The 21,728-nt window shown below is 49.9% G+C and carries 18 protein-coding genes and 2 pseudogenes; 11 read left to right on the top strand and 9 right to left on the bottom strand.

Features of this window, described 5'->3' with window-relative positions; translation table 11 throughout:
- Window positions 1–182 (bottom strand): annotated as a pseudogene (locus CRG49_RS01185) (IS481 family transposase); the annotation flags it as partial.
- A 53-nt stretch (window positions 183–235) separates the two neighbouring features.
- Between CRG49_RS01185 and cls the strand changes: the two are divergent.
- Window positions 236–1,270, top strand: a pseudogene (gene cls, locus CRG49_RS01180) (cardiolipin synthase); the annotation flags it as partial.
- A gap of 124 nt (window positions 1,271–1,394) precedes the next feature.
- Here cls and CRG49_RS01175 read toward each other — a convergent pair.
- Entirely contained in the window at window positions 1,395–2,921 is a 1,527-nt protein-coding gene (locus tag CRG49_RS01175) for a surface lipoprotein assembly modifier (RefSeq protein WP_095502286.1), read from the bottom strand.
- A 155-nt stretch (window positions 2,922–3,076) separates the two neighbouring features.
- Between CRG49_RS01175 and CRG49_RS01170 the strand changes: the two genes are divergently transcribed.
- From CRG49_RS01170 to CRG49_RS01160, 3 genes are all read left to right on the top strand, one after another.
- Window positions 3,077–4,108 carry a transferrin-binding protein-like solute binding protein gene (locus CRG49_RS01170; RefSeq protein WP_095502287.1) on the top strand — a complete coding sequence of 344 codons (1,032 nt, stop codon included), beginning with the start codon at window positions 3,077–3,079 and terminating at the stop codon, window positions 4,106–4,108.
- Between the two features lie 33 nt (window positions 4,109–4,141).
- Window positions 4,142–6,562 (top strand): TonB-dependent hemoglobin/transferrin/lactoferrin family receptor, encoded by a 2,421-nt coding sequence (locus CRG49_RS01165; protein WP_095502288.1) that lies wholly within the window; start codon window positions 4,142–4,144, stop codon window positions 6,560–6,562.
- Between the two features lie 76 nt (window positions 6,563–6,638).
- The gene (locus CRG49_RS01160) at window positions 6,639–7,256 is read left to right on the top strand and encodes a biliverdin-producing heme oxygenase (protein WP_095502289.1); all 618 of its coding nucleotides are present in this window, start codon (window positions 6,639–6,641) and stop codon (window positions 7,254–7,256) included.
- A 150-nt stretch (window positions 7,257–7,406) separates the two neighbouring features.
- On the opposite strand, the gene CRG49_RS01155 is transcribed toward CRG49_RS01160, so the two are convergent.
- Both CRG49_RS01155 and CRG49_RS01150 read right to left on the bottom strand, forming a co-directional pair.
- On the bottom strand, window positions 7,407–8,702 hold the full coding sequence (locus CRG49_RS01155; protein WP_095502290.1) for a hemolysin family protein: 1,296 nt from the start codon (window positions 8,700–8,702) through the stop codon (window positions 7,407–7,409).
- Between the two features lie 211 nt (window positions 8,703–8,913).
- On the bottom strand, window positions 8,914–9,222 hold the full coding sequence (locus CRG49_RS01150) for a YfcZ/YiiS family protein (protein ID WP_095502291.1): 309 nt from the start codon (window positions 9,220–9,222) through the stop codon (window positions 8,914–8,916).
- A 305-nt stretch (window positions 9,223–9,527) separates the two neighbouring features.
- Between CRG49_RS01150 and CRG49_RS01145 the strand changes: the two genes are divergently transcribed.
- Entirely contained in the window at window positions 9,528–10,211 is a 684-nt protein-coding gene (locus CRG49_RS01145) for a 2,3-diphosphoglycerate-dependent phosphoglycerate mutase (protein WP_095502292.1), read from the top strand.
- A 270-nt stretch (window positions 10,212–10,481) separates the two neighbouring features.
- Here CRG49_RS01145 and CRG49_RS01140 read toward each other — a convergent pair whose 3' ends face one another.
- From CRG49_RS01140 to CRG49_RS01125, 4 genes are all read right to left on the bottom strand, one after another.
- Complete coding sequence (locus CRG49_RS01140; protein WP_095502293.1) at window positions 10,482–11,276, bottom strand: TIGR03915 family putative DNA repair protein; 795 nt, start codon at window positions 11,274–11,276, stop codon at window positions 10,482–10,484.
- 75 nt (window positions 11,277–11,351) lie between these two features.
- On the bottom strand, window positions 11,352–12,611 hold the full coding sequence (locus tag CRG49_RS01135) for a putative DNA modification/repair radical SAM protein (protein WP_095502294.1): 1,260 nt from the start codon (window positions 12,609–12,611) through the stop codon (window positions 11,352–11,354).
- A 134-nt stretch (window positions 12,612–12,745) separates the two neighbouring features.
- Window positions 12,746–14,203 (bottom strand): magnesium transporter, encoded by a 1,458-nt coding sequence (gene mgtE / locus CRG49_RS01130; RefSeq protein WP_095502295.1) that lies wholly within the window; start codon window positions 14,201–14,203, stop codon window positions 12,746–12,748.
- A gap of 239 nt (window positions 14,204–14,442) precedes the next feature.
- Window positions 14,443–15,372: a LysR family transcriptional regulator gene (locus CRG49_RS01125; RefSeq protein ID WP_095502296.1), complete on the bottom strand. Its 930-nt coding sequence runs from the start codon at window positions 15,370–15,372 to the stop codon at window positions 14,443–14,445.
- Window positions 15,373–15,558: 186 nt separating this feature from the next.
- On the opposite strand from CRG49_RS01125, the gene CRG49_RS01120 reads away from it, so the two are divergent.
- The 6 genes from CRG49_RS01120 (at window position 15,559) to CRG49_RS01095 (ending at window position 20,413) form a co-directional block, all read left to right on the top strand.
- Entirely contained in the window at window positions 15,559–16,308 is a 750-nt protein-coding gene (locus CRG49_RS01120; RefSeq protein ID WP_095502297.1) for a Nif3-like dinuclear metal center hexameric protein, read from the top strand.
- 124 nt (window positions 16,309–16,432) lie between these two features.
- Window positions 16,433–17,014 carry a ubiquinol-cytochrome c reductase iron-sulfur subunit gene (petA, locus tag CRG49_RS01115; RefSeq protein WP_095502298.1) on the top strand — a complete coding sequence of 194 codons (582 nt, stop codon included), beginning with the start codon at window positions 16,433–16,435 and terminating at the stop codon, window positions 17,012–17,014.
- 18 nt (window positions 17,015–17,032) lie between these two features.
- The gene (locus tag CRG49_RS01110; protein ID WP_095502299.1) at window positions 17,033–18,382 is read left to right on the top strand and encodes a cytochrome bc complex cytochrome b subunit; all 1,350 of its coding nucleotides are present in this window, start codon (window positions 17,033–17,035) and stop codon (window positions 18,380–18,382) included.
- A gap of 14 nt (window positions 18,383–18,396) precedes the next feature.
- Window positions 18,397–19,185 carry a cytochrome c1 gene (locus tag CRG49_RS01105; RefSeq protein WP_195690064.1) on the top strand — a complete coding sequence of 263 codons (789 nt, stop codon included), beginning with the start codon at window positions 18,397–18,399 and terminating at the stop codon, window positions 19,183–19,185.
- Window positions 19,186–19,377: 192 nt separating this feature from the next.
- Window positions 19,378–19,983 (top strand): glutathione S-transferase N-terminal domain-containing protein, encoded by a 606-nt coding sequence (locus tag CRG49_RS01100; protein WP_095502301.1) that lies wholly within the window; start codon window positions 19,378–19,380, stop codon window positions 19,981–19,983.
- A 22-nt stretch (window positions 19,984–20,005) separates the two neighbouring features.
- Entirely contained in the window at window positions 20,006–20,413 is a 408-nt protein-coding gene (locus CRG49_RS01095; protein WP_095502302.1) for a ClpXP protease specificity-enhancing factor, read from the top strand.
- A 100-nt stretch (window positions 20,414–20,513) separates the two neighbouring features.
- Here CRG49_RS01095 and asd read toward each other — a convergent pair whose 3' ends face one another.
- On the bottom strand, window positions 20,514–21,626 hold the full coding sequence (asd, locus tag CRG49_RS01090; protein ID WP_095502303.1) for an aspartate-semialdehyde dehydrogenase: 1,113 nt from the start codon (window positions 21,624–21,626) through the stop codon (window positions 20,514–20,516).
- Between the last annotated feature and the right edge of the window lie 102 nt (window positions 21,627–21,728).

The following is a 21,728-nucleotide window of genomic DNA, read 5'->3' as shown; positions in this document are numbered from 1 at the left end:
TTGGTACTGGTTTGGGGTTTGAGCAATCTGCCTCTTGCGGCTTTAAGTGCGCGGTAAATGGTGACGCGGCTGACTTGGTAGCGGCGTGCCAGGGAGGTGACGCTTTCCTTTTCCTGCGTGTAGGCCAGCCAAATGGCTTGGCGGTGGTGCGGGGTGAGACGGGTGTTTTTGTGCATGTTCATGTTTCAGTATTCTCCTGGAAATACTGTAAACAACGCTACTAGTTTCTACATTTATCGATCCGAAAGGTCGTATCGAGCATCTGCTCGAAGCGGTGGAACAGGCAGCCGCGCGCGGGGTCGATTGCGCTATTCTCGCAGATGACGTCGGCAGCAGCCGTTTTTTTAAAAGCGCGTGGTACAAGCGTTTGCGCCGTGCCGGCGTGCAAATCGACAAAGCGCTTCCCGTCGGCCTGCTGCGTACATTGTTTACGCGCACCGATTTGCGCAATCACCGCAAAATTATGGTGGTGGATGGCAAAATCGGTTATACCGGCAGCTTCAATCTGGTTGACCCGCGCCTGTTTAAGCGGCATTCGGGCGTCGGCGAATGGGTGGATGTGATGATGCGCTGCACGGGTTCGATGGTGTTGGAATTGTCGGCGGTGTTTTTTGCCGATCTGGCGGTGGAAGACGATGAAAACCTGCAAGGTATCCAGCAATATCTGACCGAACATCAAGACCGCATTCCGGCAATGCTGCCCGAAAAAATGAAACAGGGCAATATTGTGGCGCAAGTGATTCCCTCGGTGCCGGAACAGGGCGAGCATGTCATTTACGAAACCATCATCAGCGCCATTCATTCAGCCACGCGTCAAATCACCATTACCACACCTTATTTCGTGCCCGACGAACCGCTGCTGATGGCATTGACTGTTGCCGCCAAACGCGGTGTGGACGTGACGCTGATTGTGCCGGCCAAAGTCGATTCGCTGATGGTGCGTTACGCCTCGCGCGCATATTATCCGCTGCTGCTTTCCGCCGGCGTCAATCTGACGTTGTTTGACGGCGGCCTGCTGCATACCAAAACCATGACCATCGATGACGATTACGCCTTGTTTGGCACGGTCAATATGGATATGCGCAGTTTTTTCCTCAATCTGGAAATCAGTTTGGCGATTTACGATAAGGAAATGACCGCCAAAATTTATGCCTTGCAACAAAGCTATCTGGCTGACAGCCATTGCATTACGGTCAAGGGCTGGCAGCAGCGCTCCAAATGGTGGGTATTGGTAGAAAACACTGTGCGGCTGATGAGCCCGTTGTTGTGATGCGATGATCATGGCAAAATAATTTGACGTATTGCCAATGGCAAACATGCCGTCTGAAAAGCTTGGACTTTCAGACGGCATGTTTTTTATGAACAAGATTTATATATTCAAATCTTTAGATTGTTCAGAACGATTTCTCCAATTCGACAAACAGGCGGCTTTGCTTTTGTTCGGCCCATTTGTGCGTGCTGCGGGTGCGGCTGTGTTCGAATGTCAGACGCGGCATGATGCCGTGGTAGCTGATTTTCGGGTGAGCCAGCGAAGCGCTGAAAAAGGTTTCTTTATTGCGTTGGCGCTCGGGCGTGAAATCGGTGTTGAAGACACGGCCTTTGTAACGGCGGTCGGTATAGCCGGCGCGCAGGCGGCTGGCCAATCCGCCCAGCGTCGGCCATGCGGCAAACCAGCCGGCGCTCAGGCTGTGGCGCGTGTGGGCGGTGTGGTTGGTGCGGCCGTCGATTTGCGTGTGTTTCGGGCGGAACGTGCCGTTGCCGTAACCGGCGAATACCAAATCGTTTGCGCCCAACTGATAGGCCAGCGAACCGAAAAGCTGCGCATGGCGGCCGTCGTAGTAAGTAGACTTTTGTTGCGGGCGGTAGCTTTGGCGGTAGAGCTCGCCGGAGGCATAAGCCTGCAGACGCGGCGTGATGCGGTGGCTCCATGCCGTCTGAACGCCGACAGCATGCGCAAACATATTCATATTCAAAGTGTGTTCGTCGGTCGGTTTGTCGGCAAATTCATTGCTGCCGGCCAGCTGCGCCTGATAAAACGGCAACACGCTCAGGCTGCTGCGCGCATTTTGATAGTACCAACCCAAATAGCTGCGGCCGAATGCATGGTCATATTGCGATTTTTTGTCCAAATAATAGCTGGTGCCGCTGATGCGGTTGCGAAACGTCAGGTTGTGATTGCCTTTGAGCGGCGTATTTTTTTCCAATTCGGCATGATAATGGATGCCGGTGGCGTTTTCAGCCTGTTCGGTCGTGCAGCCCAGATAAGTGCAATAAGCCGGTGCAGCATTATTGATATTGCGGTCGTAAGAAACGCTCAAGCCGCCGTTGAGCTGCCAATCATCGGCTTCATCGATTTGCGCCCGATAACGTCGGATATTGTCGGCTACGGCCTCGGGCAGATTTGCGGTTTGCGCGGTTTGGGCAAACAGACGGTCGGATTCCTGCCATTGCTTGTCTTCAAACAATAAAGCAGCATAATCCAATGCGATGCGGGCGTCTTGCGGATGTTGGCGGTTCAGACGGCCATAAGTTTCCAGCGCTTGCGGATAATCGCCCTGATTGCGCGCCACCATGCTTTCAGCTCTGGCCAGCAAAACTTTGTCGGCCTGCGGCTGACGTCGGTAAACGGCGGTCAGCGCTTTCAAAAGTGGCGGATGGTTGCTGTTGACCGCCTGTTGCAACATCTCTTCCAATAAAGCAGGATTGCGTGCCAATTCTTCATCATTGACTTGACGGACATTTACCGCTTCATTGGGTGCGGCAGATGCGGCCGAATCTTGTTGCAGCGTTTCCAGCCATTGGTGTTGCTGAACCGATTCCGCCGCTTGTTCGCTGCGACGGTCGCCGGCGGGCAGGTCGGCCGCAAAGCTATGGGCTGTAGCCGCCAGTAGTGGAAATGCAAGGATTTGTGAAATATTCATCGGGCAAGTGTTAAAAAGTTATAAAAATCATTTGCAATTATAACGGGTTTTTTGGTATATTTGCTACATGTGAATAGAAATAGTTTCTATTCGAAACTTTCAAAGCCAACCATGTAATCAAATGTTGCCCGAAATACGTTTGGGCGGGAGAGTATATGACTATTTTATTTTTCAGACGGCCTGCAATCGCCTTGGCCGTAGCCGCTTCGCTGTCTGCTTGCGCCGGTGGCGGCAGTGTTTCAGAGCCTAAGGTTTTGGTGGAAATGCCGGTGTTGAAAAGCCTGGATACCAAGAGCGATAAAGTCAAAGCTCACAAAGATGATGCTGAATTTGAAACTATTGCAACCAATGGTGGCTCGGTACATAAATACAATGTGACTGAAAAGGTCAAGTCAAGCTGGAGTGACAGCTATTATGATAAAACAGACGAAGTGGTTGTCTATACCACTGCTGATGGCAAATCTTATCAGTTTAATCAATTCAATACTGCCATGCGTCCGGATTACTCTTCTCCGAGCAAAACTTATCCGACCAAGCAAGTGATGCAGCCGACTGAAGACGGCGGCAAAATTTTTGCCTGCTGCACGAACTCGCGTGTTGACCAGCCGGCAACTTATGTGAAAAGCAGCTATTTTGGCGCTTGGATGGATAAAAATGGCGTTGTTAGTTTGTTTAGCGGGGGTATTTTAGCTGAACAAGAGTATATGCAAGGTGGTGTTAAAGCTGGTGGTGTTAAAGGTAAGGCAACCTACGATGTTATTGGCTATCGTGTGAAAAACGGCGAAATTGTCAGCTCTTCTTATACGCCTAAAGATCCTTATGTGCAAGATTCTAAAGAACAAGTGTCACGGCTTACCGTGAACTTTAATACCGGTAAATTAGGCGGCACCATTATTGGCAATAGTGATTTTGGCGATAGTGTGACTTTTGATAATGTAAATGTTGAAGGTAATAAATTTCATGGTACTGCCAAGTCTGGTGGGGTATCTGGCAAAGTAAACGGTGCTTTCTATGGTAAGGTCTATAAGGGTTATTATGGTGACGCAATCCGTGAATATGCAGGCAAAGAAATTGGTGGCACAGTTAATTTCGGCAATAAAAATTTAGATACTGTTTTCGGCGGTTCGCGTACGCAGGTTGATACAACAACGGACAGTAAAGACTTGAACCCGGTTGTAGGTAAATAACAAACAAAACATTAATTATTAAGAAGGGATAATATGACAGTTCCATTCAAAATGGGTGTGGTATCGTTGCTGGTGTTGAATGCGTTTCCGACGGTGGTTTATGCAGCCGACGATGCCGTGAATTTAAACGCAATCGAAGTTCACGGCCGTCGCACTCCGGCGCCGAAATTGGGCGAGGTGAAAACCCGCCGCAGCCAAATGGACGAGAATCTGGTGCAGGATATCCGTGATATGGTGCGCTATGATCCGGCGGTCAGTGTGGTTGAGGGCGGTCGCGGCAATACCAACGGTTTTGCCATCCGCGGCGTCGATAAAGACCGCGTGGCGATTAATGTCGACGGTTTGGCTCAGGCTGAAAGCCGTTCTTCGGAAGCATTCCAAGAATTATACGGTGCATACGGCAATTACAATGCCAACCGCAATGCCGCCGAGTTGGAGCATATTTCCGAAGTGGCCATCCGTAAAGGTGCGGATTCGCTGGCTTCAGGCAGCGGCGCATTGGGCGGCGCCATTGATTATAAAACCAAATCGCCGGGCGATGTGGTCAATGCCGACAATCCGTTTTATGCCGCGGTTAAAGGCGGTTACACCAGCCGCAATGCCGAATATTTGGGAACAACCGATTTGGCCGGTTATTTCAAAGGCTTTGATGCGCGCTTTGTGTTTACGCGCCGCCACGGTCATGAAACCAAAAACAAGACCAACGGCGAATCGTTTGAAATTAAAAACAAGGACGACAAGGTTTATAACCCGCAGGCAAATAATTCGAGCAGATTCGGTTCGTTCGGTAAGGTACGTACCAGATCGGATCCGCAAGATTACGAATCGAAAAGCACGCTGCTCAAAGGCGGTTATCATTTCAATGAATACAACTATTTGAGCGCATTGTATGAAGATTACCGCATGGATCGCAAAACCGATGAGCTCTCCAATCTTTGGGCTGCCGACTGGCAGGGTAATCCAAGTGCGGAAAAGCGAAAACGCAATGATGTGACTTATCTCAAGCGCCGCGGTTTCCAATACGACAACCAGCTTGACAGCGAAAAAGCGCCTTGGGATAAGCTGACGGTCAACTACGATAAGCAAAGCATCCAAATGAGCACGATGACTTGGGATGTGCCGACTGATTTTGCCACAAATGGCGTGAATTCGGATTTGTATTATGTGTTCCGCCGCATCAATCAGGATACCAACCAATGGCGTGTAAAAGCGGATAAAAGCTGGGCATTTGACAAGCTGCCGAATTTCGGCTGGGATATGAGCTACGGTTTCGGCTGGAGCAAATCGCAAAACACCAACGACAATTACAGCGTGTTTGTGCGTGCGTTTGATCCGAAATTTGAAACCAGTAACCGCAGTGACGGAGAGTTTTTGCTGGAAGCTGAAAGCCGTAAGAAAAACGTCTTCTGGAACAACAGCTTCCGCTTGGGCGATGCGTTCCGTATCGGTGCCGGCGTGCGTTATGACTGGGTGCGCAACAATACGCTTTCAAATGAGAAATTCATCAATGCGATGCGCCAAAAAGATTTGGAAGGCGCGACGGCCAAATTCAATTCGCCGAGCTACGGCTTGAGCTTCGATTGGAAATTTGTGCCGGGCTGGACGCTGCTGACCAAATACGCCACCGGTTTCCGCGCGCCGACAACTGATGAAATGTGGTTTACTTTCCCGCATCCGGATTTTTCGGTGAAAGCCAACAAAAATCTGCGCGAGGAAAAATCACACAACTACGAAATCGGTTTGGCCGGCCAGGGCGGTTGGGGCAATCTGTTGCTTTCCGGCTTCCATACGCGCTATAAAGATTTTATCGATTTCGCGTATTTGGGTCAGAAACAAAGCGAACGTTGGGATGAGAAAAACCAAAAATGGGTTAACCGCGGCTATCTTGCGCCGACTTGGCAAAACATCAACCGCGACAAGGCGACTGTCAGCGGCGTCGAGTTGAGCGGTCAATGGAATTTGGACAGCGTCGGTCTGCCGCGTGGTACGTTTATGACCTACACCGCCAGCTACATCAAAGGCAAAGCCACGCAGGAAGACGGCAGCAAAACGCCGATTAATGCCTTGGCGCCTTGGGGAGCCGTGGTCGGTTTGGGTTACAAACAGCCTGATGACCGCTGGAGTTTGAAAACCAATTTGAGTTATACTTCGCGCAAAAAAGAAAGCGACACGGTGCGTAGCTATGAGGATACGAAAAAGCCTTGGCCGTATGCCCGCCACAGCAAAGATTATTTCCTGGTGGATTTGATCGGTCATTACCGCTTCGGCAAAAACGTGACCCTGCGCGGCGGCGTGTTCAATATGTTTGACAAACAGTATTACACTTGGGACAGCCTGCGCAGCATCCGCGAATTCGGTACGGTCAACCGCGTCGATAATGCCACCCACAACGGCATCCAACGCTTTACCGCACCGGGCCGCAGCTATGCGCTGTCGCTTGAAGCCAAGTTCTAAAGCATTACTTTGCAGTCTTCAGACGGCCTCTTAATCGGGAGGCCGTCTGAAATAAATTGAAAACAAAAGGAAAATCATGACTACTGAAACCTTAACTTTTGCCCAGCGGCTGAAAGAGGAAAACCGAACCACCCACGACAGCGTGGACAATCTGGTGATGTCGGTTGAGCCGTTTATCAATAATGAAAACTATGCTAAGTTTTTGAAACTGCAATCTGTTTTTCATAAAATCGTTGATCCTATCTATAAAGACGAAGCTTTGAACCAAGCCATTCCCGAGTTGGAATACATGGCGCGTCACGAAGCCGTGTTGCAGGATTTGGCGGATTTGAACGATACGCCTTACGAGTTTGCCGGCGAATTGCCGCAACCGCAAGGCAACAAAGCCATCGGTTGGCTGTATTGCGCCGAAGGTTCGAATCTGGGGGCGGCATTTTTGTTTAAAGACGCACAAAAATTGTCGTTTGACGCCGAACACGGTGCCCGCCATTTGGCGCCACATCCGAGCGGCCGCGGCAAACACTGGCGCGCTTTTGTCGAGCATCTGAACAATTTGGGTTTGGATAAAGCAGCGCAAGACGAAGCCATTGCCGGTGCGAAAGAAGCGTTTGCTTTTTACAAAGTGATTCTGCGCCAGATTTTCGGTTTGCCGGAAGGTGCGGAAGCGGAAGTGAAGACACCGGTTCATCATTAAACCGCCAATCAATGGCAGATAAATGCTGAGCTGCCTTCAATCTTGAAGCAGCCAAAATAAAATTTGCCGGCCATAATATTGGCAGATAATGGCAGAGGCCGTCTGAAAATTTTCAGACGGCCTCTGCTTTGCCTTATTCATTGCAAGCACTTATATTTCGGATAAGTCTTGTTTGGATACCAAAAGTTGGTCGATTTTCAGATTTTCGGTATCGATGATTTCAAACTTATAGCCGCCGTAAATCAGAAAATCCGTACGTTTGGGGATTTTTCGCAGCGAATACATCATAAAGCCGGCGATGGTTTCATAGTTTTCCGAGTTGGGAAACTCTTCGATGCTCAGCGCACGCATAACGTCTTCCAGCGGTGTGGCGCCGTCGACCAGCCAAGTGTCTTCGGTGCGGCGGATGATTTGTGGTTCTTCTTCGGTGTTGACCAATTCTCCCATCACGATGTTCATCACGTCTTTGAGCGTGACCACGCCGACTACCAGCGCATATTCGTTGACCACCACGGCAAAGTCTTCTCCCGAAGTTTTGAAGGTTTCCAGAACATCGAAAAGCGACAGCGTATCGGGGATAAACAAGGCTTTGCGCAACACGCGTTTGTCGGTCAGACGGACGTCTTTTTCTTTTAAAAACAGCGTCAGAAGCGTATGCGATTCGATATAGCCGATGACGCGTTCCAAATCGCCGTCGCATACTAAAAATTTATTGTGCGGCTTTTCCGACATGGCTTCGATAATGGTTTCGCTGCTGTCGTTTTTGTCGAAATAGGCGATGTATTCGCGCGTATTCATGGTTGAAGTGACCGTGCGCTCCTGCATATCAAACACGTTTTCGATCAGATAATGTTCCTGCTGCTTCAAAACGCCTGCCTGAGCGCCGGCATCGACGACGGCGTAAATGTCTTCGGATGTGAGCTGCTCCTGCCGCACGGTGGAAATGTTCAATAATTTGAAAATGGCATTGGCCAAGCCGTCGAAAAACCACACAAACGGTTTCAAAATAAAAATCAAGAAAATCATCGGCCGCACCACGCGTACCGCCACCGCTTCGGGATTGGTCATGGCAAAACGCTTGGGCATCAGGTCAGCCAGCAAAATGAAACTGCCGGTCACCAGCATAAATGTCCACACCGATGCCAGCGTGCTGCCCCATGAACCGATGTGGGCAAACATGCGGTCGAAATACGGACGCATGGCCGCCTCGCCGACGATACCGGCTAAAATGGCGACGGCGTTCAGGCCGATTTGCACGATGGTGATAAAGCTGCCGGGCTGCTGCTGCATGTTCAAAACATCCAGCGCACGAACGTCGCCGCCGTCTTTGGCCATCACCTGCAATTTGATTTTGCGCGCGGATGCCAGCGCCAGCTCGGAGCAGGAAACAAAGGCGCTGATGACGATCAAAACAAACAGTAGCAACAAAGCTTCTAAAATATTCATAAACTTATCATTGATGTGTGACGGTCATTATTCTAGCATTATCGGCGCCGGAGCGGAAATGCCGTTTTGTCTATATTATGTGTAGGAAATCATCGCGTTATTTTACCTGTGTTTTGCATTGCGGTGTCATGAAATAACAAGGCCGTCTGAAAACACTTTTGCGGTGAAAAGTTTTCAGACGGCCTTTGAGTATCACGAGTGAATCAATGGCTTAGCGTTGCTTCAGTTGGAAAATAACTTTTTCGCTTTCGCAACAGAAATTGAAGGTCATCATCAATTTGAAGCCTTCTTCCATGCCGCCGATGTCGCTGATGATTTCGCAGGCTTCGCTTTCTACCGAGCGCGCCAGTTCGGTGTAATAGCCTTCTGCTTCGCGGGCGAGCTGTTCGGTTTCGTAGATTTGGACGATTTCAAAGCTGCAATCGTTGTTGTCAAACACAGTGCCGACTTCGACAGAGCAATCCGGGCATTTGCCTACGCCATTTTCTTCGCTTTCAAAAGGTTTGGCTGATTTGTCCATGCTGATTCTCCTTTGTGGATTAGAAATTTCAGTATAAACCTGAAAAAGGCCATCTGAAAGCGCTTCAGACTGCCTTTTCACTTTATTAACATTTGACTGGAAGCTTGATTAAAATAGGCTAAGAAAACATAGGTCAAGCGGCCTTTATTAGATTTTAATGGGTTTGTTAAGGCCGGCTGAACAATGCGGGAATAATGAATTAGGCAGGGGAGGCCGTGATGTTTGCACACAAATCCGCAAAACAGGTGCAAATTATGTTATAAATAAACCTTTCAAAATCCCCCTAAACAAATGGAGCAATAACAATGGAATTGGTATTTATCCGTCACGGACAAAGCGAATGGAATGCGAAAAACCTGTTCACAGGCTGGCGCGACGTAAAATTGAGCGAGCAGGGTTTGGCCGAAGCCGCCGCCGCCGGTCAAAAGCTGAAAGAAAAAGGCTATGAGTTCGACATCGCCTTCACTTCTGTGCTGACCCGCGCCATCAAAACCTGCAACATCGTGTTGGAAGAAAGCGACCAACTGTTTGTTCCACAAATCAAAACCTGGCGTTTGAACGAGCGCCACTACGGCCAACTGCAAGGCTTGGACAAAAAACAAACCGCTGAAAAATACGGCGACGAGCAAGTGCACATCTGGCGCCGCAGCTACGACACCTTGCCACCATTGTTGGACAAAGACGACGAATTTTCCGCGCATAACGACCGCCGTTACGCCCATCTGCCTGCCGATGTCGTGCCGGACGGTGAAAACTTGAAAGTGACGCTGGAGCGCGTATTGCCATTCTGGGAAGATCAAATCGCACCGGCCATTTTGAGCGGCAAACGCGTATTGGTGGCGGCACACGGCAATTCATTGCGCGCCTTGGCCAAACACATCGAAGGCATTTCCGACGATGACATCATGGCTTTGGAAATCCCGACCGGTCAGCCGCTGGTGTATAAATTGGATGACAATTTAAAAGTGATTGAGAAATTCTACCTGTAAGGGTTTGGGTTTAATAGTTTGATGAAAAGACCGAGACCTTTGCAAAACTCCTTCAAAAGTTAGCATACCCTAAACCGCCGTCATTCCCGCGCAGGCAGGAATCAATTTTTGAGCATGGGAAACTGTTGAATAAATAGGTTTCTTAGGTTACGATGGATTCCCGCCTGCGCGGGAATGACGGCGGTTTTGATTTTTATTGGTAGGTCATGAAGTTTTACAAAGGTCTCAGGCCGTCTGAAAACGAAATAATCGTTTTCAGACGGCCTTTTTTCATGGCAACATCGGCCGCTTTTCCGTCAGGTAGCGCCAATAGCGCTGCGGCATCATTTGCCGGTGTTGGCGCAGGTTGATGCGAGACGTGATGGTGGCGCTTTTGAAATAACGTTGCCACAGCTTCTGATAATGCCGTTCGCGCTCGGATGGGGCGGCATATTCACCGGAAGTGTCCAAATCGCGGACTTGATGTACGGCGGTTTTGTCGAAATACACGCCGTAGCTGCGGCCGACGTCGAAAATCAGCCATTGCTGGTCGGCGTAGCGATTGCGGAAAAAACGCGTAATCAGCGGCAGAATATCAAACTGCGGCTCGATGCGGGCGATGTAAATCGGCTCGGCTTCGCCCTGAACATGATATTCTTCAAAGCGCACAAATGCTTCCATATGGTGCTTTTCGCGGCCGACGGTTTTTACCCATTGCGCCCACTGCATCACGTCGGGGTGACCGTAATCGCTGAGAATATTCGGACGGTCAGGCTGCGCCAAGGCTAAGCGGACAATGCGCAGGAAAGTGTCGGGCATGTCTTTATCGTTGATAAGAAAACCGTAAAGCAGCGTTTGAATGCCGCATCTGCCCAATTGCCGCTGCAAACGCTCAAGCACCCGTGCGGCATGGTCGGGGTTGCTGGTCACGGAGACGGTGTGGCCGAACAAATCGGCATCGTTGGGGGCGGCGGTGATGTGCACAAAATCGAGTGGATATTTGCCGGCATACACGGTAAACACCGCGCTGAGCAGGCCGTCGAAGCTGCCGTCGTAGATGAGTGTGTATTGGTCGGGTGTGGTCATGATTGTTTCGCACCGAAGGGGCCGTCTGAAAAGTCATGGTAAAGCAGTGCATGGCTTTCAGACGGCCTGTTGTGTTTAGCCGAACAAATCGCCTTGCACCGCATCGCTTTGCATGAATTTCGAGCGGGTTTGCTGCAACAACAGGCTGCGTAAATTCGGGCTGTCGATTAAGGCGGCGTAGCGGTTGGGTTCGGGCAGGGTGATGGAATAGCGCGCGCGGTTGAGGGCGATGCCCATTTTCACCAACTGCGCCCACGTCAACATACGGAAGCGGCGCGCCTGCACGATGCGTTTGGCCGATTTCACGCCAATGCCGGGCACGCGCAGAATCATTTCCAGCGGCGCGTGTTGCAAGGACACGGGAAAATAGGCTCGATGGCGCAGCGCCCAAGCCAGTTTGGGATCGAAATCCAAATCAAGAAACGGCTGCTCGCGGTCGAGAATTTCATGGTCGGCAAAACCGTAAAACCGCATCAGCCAATCGGCCTGATACAGGCGGTTTTCACGCCGCAGCGGCACTTGCGCCGATAAGGGCGGCAGGCGGCTGTCTTCCAACACCGGCACATAGCCCGAGTAATACACGCGCTTGAGACCGTAGTTTTGATAAAAGCGTCCGGCGGCGTGGATGATTTGGCGGTCGTTTTCACCGCTGGCGCCGATGATGAGCTGCGTGCTTTGTCCGGCCGGCGCGAATTTCGGCGTGGATTTGATGGTTTTGCGGCTGTCGGCGGTGGCGGCGATTTCGTTTTTGACAAACAGCATGGGCTGGGTGATGTCGGTGTGTTTTTTCTCGGGCGCGAGCCGCTCCAAGCCTGAAACGGTGGGGATTTCCATGTTGATGCTCAAGCGGTCGGCATAGCGTCCGGCTTCCTGCAGGATTTCATCCGAAGCTTTGGGAATGGCTTTGAGGTGGATATAGCCGTTGAAGCGGTGTTCGGTGCGCAGCTTTTTGGCGATGCGCACCAAGCGTTCCATGGTGTAGTCGGCGTTTTTGAAAATACCCGAGCTGAGAAACAGCCCTTCGATGTAGTTGCGCCGGTAAAAACTCATGGTCAAATCAACCACTTCTTCCACCGTGAACGCGGCGCGCGGCACGTCATTACTGCGGCGCGACACGCAATAGGCGCAATCGTAGATGCAATGATTGGTGAGCAGGATTTTGAGCAGCGACACGCAGCGGCCGTCTTCGGTGAAGCTGTGGCAAATGCCCGCACGGGAAGAGTTGCCCAAGCCGCCGTCGTTTTTGCGTGAGCCTCCGCTGGACGAGCAGGACACATCGTATTTGGCCGCGTCCGCCAAAATCGCCAGCTTGCGGTTGATTTTATCGTAATCCATAGTTAAAACTAAGAAAAATATTATTTATCGAATTATAAAACAATATTTTTATTTAGTCTTGTAAGATTTTGTTTATTAAAAAACGGGTGAAAAGGCCGTCTGAAACTTATGTTCAGACGGCCTCGATATGGATATTAAAGCAGGAAAATCGTTGCCAAGCCTAAGAAAATCAGGAAGCCGCCCGAGTCGGTGACGGCGGTAATCAGCACCGAGCTGCCTAATGCCGGGTCGCGGCCGGCTTTGTCGAGTACCACCGGAATCAACACACCTACGGTGGCGGCCAAGAGCAGGTTTAAGGTCATGGCGGCGACCATCACCAAGCCGATGCCCAAATTGTCGTACAACACCCATGAAATCAACCCCATCACGCTGCCCCATAACACGCCGTTGACCAAGGCCACGCCGACTTCTTTTTTTAGCAGTTTGCTCGCTTGAATGCCGGTAATCTGACCGACCGCCATCGCGCGCACAATCATGGTAATGGTTTGGTTGCCCGAGTTGCCGCCGATGCCGGCCACAATCGGCATTAAAGCAGCCAAGGCGACGATTTTTTCAATGCTGCCTTCAAACGCACCAATCACGCGGCTGGCGAGAAAGGCGGTACACAGGTTGATGGCGAGCCACATCCAGCGGTTTTTCACCGAATCCAAAATCGGCGCAAACAAGTCTTCTTCTTCCTGCAAACCGGCCATGTTCAACATGTCGGCTTCGGATTCTTCACGGATTACGTCGACAATTTCGTCAATGGTGATACGGCCGATGAGTTTTTTGTTTTCATCGATAACCGGTGCAGTCACCAAGTCATAGCGCTCAAACGCTTGCGCGGCTTCTTCGACATTATCGTCAGGGCGGAAACGCACCACATCGGTGGCCATCACGTTTTCCACCAATTCTTCGGGGTCGGCCACCAGCAGGCTGCGGATGGTCAACACGCCTTTGAGGATATCGTTTTCATCGACCACGAAAATTTTGTCGGTATGATCGGGCAGGCTTTCAAAACGGCGCAAGTAACGCAACACCACTTCACAAGCCACGTCGGCACGGATGCTCACCAGTTCGAAGTCCATAATCGCGCCGACTTGGTCGTCTTCATACGACATCGCCGCCTGAACCTGCGCGCGTTCTTCTTCGTCACGCGTTTGCAGGGCTTCGTAAACCACTTGGTGCGGCAGATCGTCGGCCAGTTCGGCCAATTCGTCGGCGTCTAAATCATCGATGGCGGCGAGCAGTTCGTCTTTGTCCATCGATTCAATCAGCGTTTCGCGGACAGAATCGGACACTTCCAGCAAGACTTCGCCGTCGTCTTCCGGTGCCACCAACAGCCAAACGATGTTACGTTCGCGCTGTGGCAGCGATTCGAGCACGTCGGCAACGTCGGCAGGGTGCAATTCGCTTAATAAGACGGTCAGCTCGGTGAACTTGAGGCGCAGGGCTTCGCCTTCGATCGGCGTGCCGGCTTCGATTTGCGAGAAAGCAGGTTCGAGAATTTCACACAGCGCGTGGATGTGGTCGAAATCGGCGGCAATGCGCTCAACATCGCTTTCACCGGCATCAGTGGCTTCGTGGATTTTGTGTTCTGTTTCGTGGCTCATAAATGCTCCGCCCGCCGTGCGGTAGAGCATTCGGCGGGATTAGTGAGGGGCGTTGCGGATGGTGTCTTCGGTCAATAAACTACTGGGAAGGTCCATGACGGGTCAGTCTGCGTGAGACAAGAGTGATAAACGGGGCGTATTCTACACTTTTTTGGGGCGGTTTACTATTCTTTACATCAAAGACCGTCTGAATCGTGCTGTCTGAATCGTTCAGACGGCCTTGTTAATGAAACATCAAATTATTTCATTTCCAATACGCTCAAGCCCGATAAATCGGCAAAGCTGCGGTCGCGTACAATTTGGCAGAAGTTATCAATATAGCTTTTGTTCACGTCTTCTGTGCGCATGGCGGCGTAAAGTTCGCTGCGCAGGCCGTCTGAAGTGATTTTGCATGAAGTAACGTAGCCTTTTTCCAAATACGGCATCACTGTCCAATAAGGCAGGGCGGCAATACCGCGGCGGCTGGCGACCAATTGGATAATGGCGATGGTCAATTCGCTGTGGCGGCGTGGCGGATTCACGCCTTTTGGCTTCAATACTTTTTTCACCAAATCCAACATGTCGTCGGGAACGGGGTAGGTAATCAGCGTTTCGTCGGCAAAGTCTTCCGCTTCCCAAATATTTTTATGCGCCAGCGGATGGTCTTTGGCACAAATGCCGACCATTTCATAAGAAAACAGCGGGAAATAGGTAATACCCGGTTGCGGCTCGGCTTCGGAAACAATCGCCACATCGGCACGGTGTTGCAGCAGCAAGCCGACCGGATCGACGTGGAAGCCGGAAACAATATCTAATTCCACTTGCGGCCATAACGGACGAAATTCCCCCATTGCTGGCATCAGCCAGTCGAAACAGGTATGGCATTCCACCGCCACGCGCAATTCACCCGCTTCTCCTTCAATAATCTGCGCCAAATCGCGCTCGGCAGTGGCCACCTGCGGCAACAAATCGCGTGCCAGTTGCAGCAGGCGTTCCCCTGCCGGTGTAAAGCGCAAGGGGGTGGATTTGCGCTCAAACAAGGGAGTGCCGTAATAGTTTTCCAAAGCCCGGATTTGATGCGACAAGGCCGATTGCGTCAGGAAAACGCGTTTGGCCGCCAAGGAAACGCTGCCGGTTTCTTCCAATGCCAGCAGGGTTTTTAAGTGTCGCAGTTCAATAATCGAATCCATGAGTTTTCCGTTCAGACGGCCTGTGTTTGTGAAGCGTGAATATTAAAATAATTCATGTTGACGTGTAAACGATTAATAATCAAATATATGAATAAGAACGGTTATTCCAGTGTAATGATTGAAAAGCGCAGGGGATTTTCAGATAAAATGCGCTACTTTAGAAGAATGTGAGCAAAGGAAGGCAATATGGCGACACGTCAGGAAATATTGGATTGGTGCCGAGAAAATTTGCAAGTGAATCTGTTTAAAGACTATGCGCCCAACGGCTTACAGGTTGAAGGGCGCGAAACAGTCAACAAAATCGCGACATCGGTAACCGCCAGTAAAGCAGCCATTGATTTTGCCGTCGAACAAGGCGCGGATATGCTGCTGGTGCATCACGGCATGTTTTGGAAAAGCGAGCCGTTGACCATTACCGGCTGGAAAAAACAACGTATCGAAACATTATTGCAACACCAAATCAATATGGTTGGCTATCACCTGCCTTTGGACGCGCATCCCGAGTGGGGCAATAATGCGCAATTGGCGGCTTTATTGGGTTGGGAATTGGATTACCAATGCGGTGATCAAAACCTATTAAATATAGGCCGTCTGAACACACCGCAAACCTTACAGCAGCTTTCAGACAGTATGGCTGACAAATTGCAGCGCCAGTCGGTGATCGTGGGTAACATGAATCGCGAAATCAAACGCATTGCGTGGTGTACCGGCGGGGCGCAAGGCTTTTTTCAGACGGCCATTGACGAAGGGGTGGATGCGTATGTGACCGGTGAAATTTCTGAAGCGCAATACCATTTGGCCAACGAATGTGGTGTGGCATTTATCAGCGCCGGCCATCATGCCACCGAACGTTACGGCGTGCAGGCGCTGGGCAAGGCAATTGAGGATGTCTTTAATGTCGAAATATGTCGCTTTGACGAACAAAATCCCGCCTAAATATTGAGAAATATCACAAAATCTTTACCTTATTTTAAATAATGCTTTGAGTATTACAACAAACTAGGTAGAATTACACTGTTTAATGGCTCGGTATTCCCAAAATTCTTAGGACGACTGAATAATGGATAATCAAGAAATCAATAACGGCCGCCGCCGTTTCCTGACGCTCGCAACCTGCGGCGCAGGCGGTGTGGCTGCCTTAGGTGTGGTAACGCCTTTCGTGGCAAGCTTCTTCCCTTCGGAAAAAGCCAAAGCCGCTGGTGCTGCCATCGAAGTAGATGTCAGCAAAATCGAAGCTGGCCAAATGATGACTGCCGAATGGCAGGGCAAACCGATTTGGATTGTTAATCGCACAGAGCAGCAGCTGAATGATCTGAAAACGCTGGATGGTCAAATGGCCGACCCGAATTCAGATGCGGAACAACAGCCTGAATACGCGAGAAACGCAACCCGTTCGATCAAGCCGAATATTTTGGTTGCCATCGGTATTTGTACCCACTTGGGTTGCTCTCCGACCTATCGCCCTGATATTGCACCGGCTGATTTGGGCGCAGATTGGAAAGGCGGTTTCTTTTGCCCTTGCCACGGTTCGAAATTCGATATTGCAGGCCGTGTGTACAAAGGTGTTCCTGCACCGACCAACTTGGTGGTACCGCCTTATAAATATTTGAGCGATACAACCGTCTTGGTAGGCGAAGACTAATAATAAGGAACTGAAACTATGGCAAACCAAACCAATGACAAAGCAAAAGCATTGTTAGGCTGGGTAGATGCTCGTTTTCCGCTGACTAAAATGTGGAATGAGCACTTGGCTCAGTATTATGCTCCTAAAAACTTCAACTTCTGGTATTACTTCGGTTCGTTGGCCTTGCTGGTGCTGGTGATTCAAATCGTCAGCGGCATTTTCCTGACCATGAACTACAAACCAGACGGCAACTTGAATGCCTACCATCTGCCTGCGGCCTTTACCGCGGTAGAATATATTATGCGCGACGTATCCGGCGGCTGGATTATCCGCTACATGCACTCTACCGGCGCATCATTCTTCTTCATCGTCGTTTACCTGCATATGTTCCGCGGCTTGGTGTACGGTTCGTACAAAAAACCACGCGAATTGGTTTGGGTATTCGGCTCACTGATTTTCTTGGCCTTGATGGCAGAAGCCTTTATGGGTTACCTGTTGCCTTGGGGGCAGATGTCGTTCTGGGGTGCGCAGGTAATTATTAATCTGTTTGCCGCCATTCCAGTAATCGGTCCAGACTTGTCTACTTGGATTCGTGGTGACTTTAACGTATCTGACGTAACCTTGAACCGCTTCTTCGCCTTGCACGTGATTGCCGTACCATTGGTATTGATCGGTTTGGTCGTGGCGCACGTGATTGCCTTGCACGAAGTGGGTTCGAACAACCCTGACGGTGTGGAAATCAAGAAACTGAAAGATGAAAACGGCGTACCTTTAGACGGCATTCCTTTCCATCCTTACTACACTGTAAAAGATATCTTGGGTGTCGTGGTATTCCTGATTGTATTCTGTGCCGTGATGTTCTTCGCACCTGAAGGCGGCGGTTACTTCCTGGAAAAACCAAACTTTGATGCAGCCAACCCGCTGAAAACACCGGCTCACATTGCACCGGTATGGTATTTCACACCGTTCTACGCGATTTTGCGTGCCGTACCTTCATTCTTGGGTACGCAAGTTTGGGGTGTGATTGCGATGGGTGCTGCCGTGGTATTGATTGCCCTGTTGCCTTGGCTGGATAAAGGTGAAGTAAAATCTATCCGCTACCGTGGTCCGTTGTTTAAGATTGCCGTAGTATTGTTTGTGATTTCGTTCATCGGCTTGGGTATTTTGGGTGCATTGGTAGCGACCGATACCCGTACTTTAGTAGCGCGTATCTTGTCGGTTGTTTATTTCGCCTTCTTCTTGGGTATGCCGTTCTACACCAAACTGGATAAAGACAAACCGGTTCCGGAACGTGTAACCATGAGCACGACCAAACAGAAAGTTATGTTCTTCGTTTACGTAGCGATTACCCTGATTGGCTCGTATCTGTTTGCAGTGAATATCTAATGAGGGCAGCGAAAATGAAACAAACACTTAAAAACTGGTTTGCTGCCTTATTGTTGGCAGTGCCGATGAGTGCAGCGATGGCTGCCGGCGATCATGCGGTTTACGAAAAAGTTGACATCGACTTGCGTGACCAAGTGAGCTTGCAACGCGGTGCGCAGATTTTCACCAACTATTGCTTGTCTTGTCACTCAGCGACCGGCATGCGTTTCAACCGTTTGAAAGACATTGGTTTGACTGATGATGAAATCAAGAAAAACCTGATGTTCACGACCGATAACGTGGGTGATGTAATGTTGTCAGCCATGCATCCGAAAGATGGTGAAAAATGGTTTGGCGCCGCGCCACCGGATTTGACGCTGATTGCCCGCTCGCGTGGCGCAGATTACCTGTATGCCTACATGCGCGGCTTCTACAAAGATCCGACCCGTCCTAACGGCTGGAACAACGCCGTATTCGACAAAGTCGGCATGCCTCATCCTTTGTGGGAACAACAAGGCGTAAAAGCGGTTGAGTTGGACGGCAAAGGCCAACCGATTTGGGTTGAAAACGAGCATGGCGTGAAAGAGCCGAAACTCTACTGGGAGTCAACCGGTTTGCATTCTCGCCGCTTGCCAAACGGTAAAGTCATCGAGAAAGAGTATGACGATTATGCCCGCGACTTGGTGAATTTCATGGTCTACATGGGTGAGCCGGCGCAATTGCAACGCCACCGTACCGGCTACATCGTGATGATTTTCTTGTTGGCAGTGATGTTGCCATTGGCGTACTTCCTGAAGAAAGAATTCTGGAAAGACGTTCACTAAGAAGTGCAGTAAAAAGCAAGCCTTCGGGCTTGCTTTTTTGTATTTGCAGAATAGAAATTTTGAAAAATAATCAGTAAAAATAAAGCATTAACTCGATTTTCTAGCTTTAAATCACGCAATCGTATATAATCAAGCCATTAACTTTATATATAGGCCGTCTGAAAGGCGGTACGCAATTAGGAGCCAAACGCTATGATGACTTTATATTCAGGCATTACTTGCCCGTTTAGTCAGCGCTGCCGTTTCGTGTTGTACGAAAAAGGCATGGATTTTGAAATCAAAGACGTCGATATTTTTAACAAGCCGGAAGATTTGGCGGTGATGAATCCGTATAACCAAGTGCCGGTATTGGTCGAGCGCGATTTGATTTTGTATGAATCAAACATCATCAACGAATACATTGACGAGCGTTTCTCGCATCCGCAATTGATGCCGGGTGATCCCGTAATGCGTGGTCGCGGCCGTTTGGTTTTGCACCGCATGGAAAAAGAATTATTCAGCTTGGTACAGATTTTGGAAAACGCTGAATCAACCAATAAAGAGCAAGCCAAAGCGCGTGAAGCGATTGGTAACGGTCTAACCTTGTTAGCGCCCGCATTCTCGAAAAACAAATACATATTAGGCGATGAATTTTCGATGATTGATGTTGCCTTGTCGCCATTGTTGTGGCGCTTGGATTATTACGACATCAAATTGGGCAAAACCGCTGCGCCATTGTTGAAATACGCCGAGCGTATTTTCCAACGCGAAGCCTTTATCGAAGCTTTGACGCCGGCTGAAAAAGCCATGCGCCGTTAATCGCTGATTTCTAGGAGGGCAGATGACTGCCAGTACCAAACCTTATTTAATCCGTGCCTTATATGAATGGTGTTTGGATAACAACCAAACGCCACATATCGTTGCGTGGGTAAACGAGCATACGCGCGTACCGATGCAGTATGTGCGTGAAAACGAGATTGTGTTAAACATCGGCCAAACTGCCAGCCATAATTTGAATATTGATAACGAATGGGTTAATTTCTCAGCCCGTTTCGGTGGTGTGGCGCACGATATTTGGATTCCGGTGGGACATATTGTCAGCATTTTTGGCAGAGAAAGTGGCGAAGGTATGGGCTTTGAAGTCGAACCTTATGCGCCTGATTCAGCCAATAAAGCAGCCGAGCAGAAGCCTGCTGCTGAAGCGGAAACAGAATCTAAACCGAAAAAAGGTTTGAAGCTGGTGAAATAAGCTTTCCTAAAAAAACAAAAAGGCCGTCTGAATATTTTCAGACGGCCTTTGAATCATAAAAAGAGCAACGTCTTGAATCGTTGCTCTTTTGTTTGTTAGCTTACAGATTGCCCAAAATAATGCGCAATACACGGCGCAAGGGTTCGGCTGCGCCCCACAACAGTTGGTCGCCAACGGTAAACGCGCTGATGTATTCGCCGCCCATACCCAACTTGCGGATGCGGCCGACCGGTACGGTTAGCATGCCGGTTACCGCAGCGGGAGTCAGGTCGTTCATGCTGGCTTCTTTTTCATTTGGCACCACTTTCACCCAATCATTGGCTTCGGCCAAAATGTGTTCGATTTCTTCAACCGGCAAATCTTTTTTCAGCTTCAGCGTGATGGCTTGGCTGTGACAACGCATTGAGCCGATGCGCACGCACAAACCGTCAATCACGATTGGTTGCTCAGTGCCCAAAATCTTGTTGGTTTCCACGCCGCCTTTCCATTCTTCTTTGGATTGGCCGTTGCCTAAGTCGGCATCAATCCAAGGAATCAGGCTACCGGCTAAAGGTACGCCGAAATTGGCTTTTGGATAGTCTTCGCTGCGCAGGAAGTCGGAAACTTTGCGGTCAATGTCCAAAATAGCGCTGGAAGGATCGGCCAATTCATCGGCCGCTTGCGCTTTGATGGCGCCCATGCCTTCAATCAGTTCGCGCATGTTTTTCGCGCCGGCACCGGATGCGGCTTGATAGGTCATGCTGGTGGCCCATTCAACCAAATCGTTTTGGAATAAGCCGCCCAATGCCATCAGCATCAGGGATACGGTACAGTTGCCGCCGACGTAGTTTTTCACGCCGTTTTTCAGGCCGTCATCAATAACGTTGCGGTTAACCGGGTCTAAGACGATAATAGCGTCATCGGCCATGCGCAAAGAAGAGGCTGCATCGACCCAGTAGCCATTCCAGCCGCTGTCGCGCAGTGGTTGGAAAACCGCTTTGGTATAATCGCCGCCTTGGCAGGTGACAATGATGTCCATTTTAGCTAATTCAGTCACATCATTGGCATCCAGCAGGGTTTTGGCTGCTTGGCCGAAATCAGGGGCGGTGCCGCCGGCGTTGGACGTGGTGAAGAAATACGCTTCAGGAATGTGGGCGAAATCGTTTTCTTCTTTCATGCGTTGCATCAATACTGAGCCGACCATGCCGCGCCAACCAACGAAACCTACTTTCATTCTGTGCTCCTTGAGGGAAAATTGTTAACAAAATTCTGAAATGAATAAAGTAAGTGTTTTAACGCCGTCTGAAAAAAATGTAAAGGTTTTTATTGAATTTTT

It is taken from the genome of Neisseria sp. N95_16 (genome assembly GCF_002551535.2).
In the GTDB taxonomy this organism is placed as follows: Bacteria; Pseudomonadota; Gammaproteobacteria; order Burkholderiales; family Neisseriaceae; genus Neisseria; species Neisseria brasiliensis.
The sequence above is the reverse complement of the archived record's forward strand: the minus strand, read 5'-3'. Positions and strand labels throughout refer to the sequence as shown.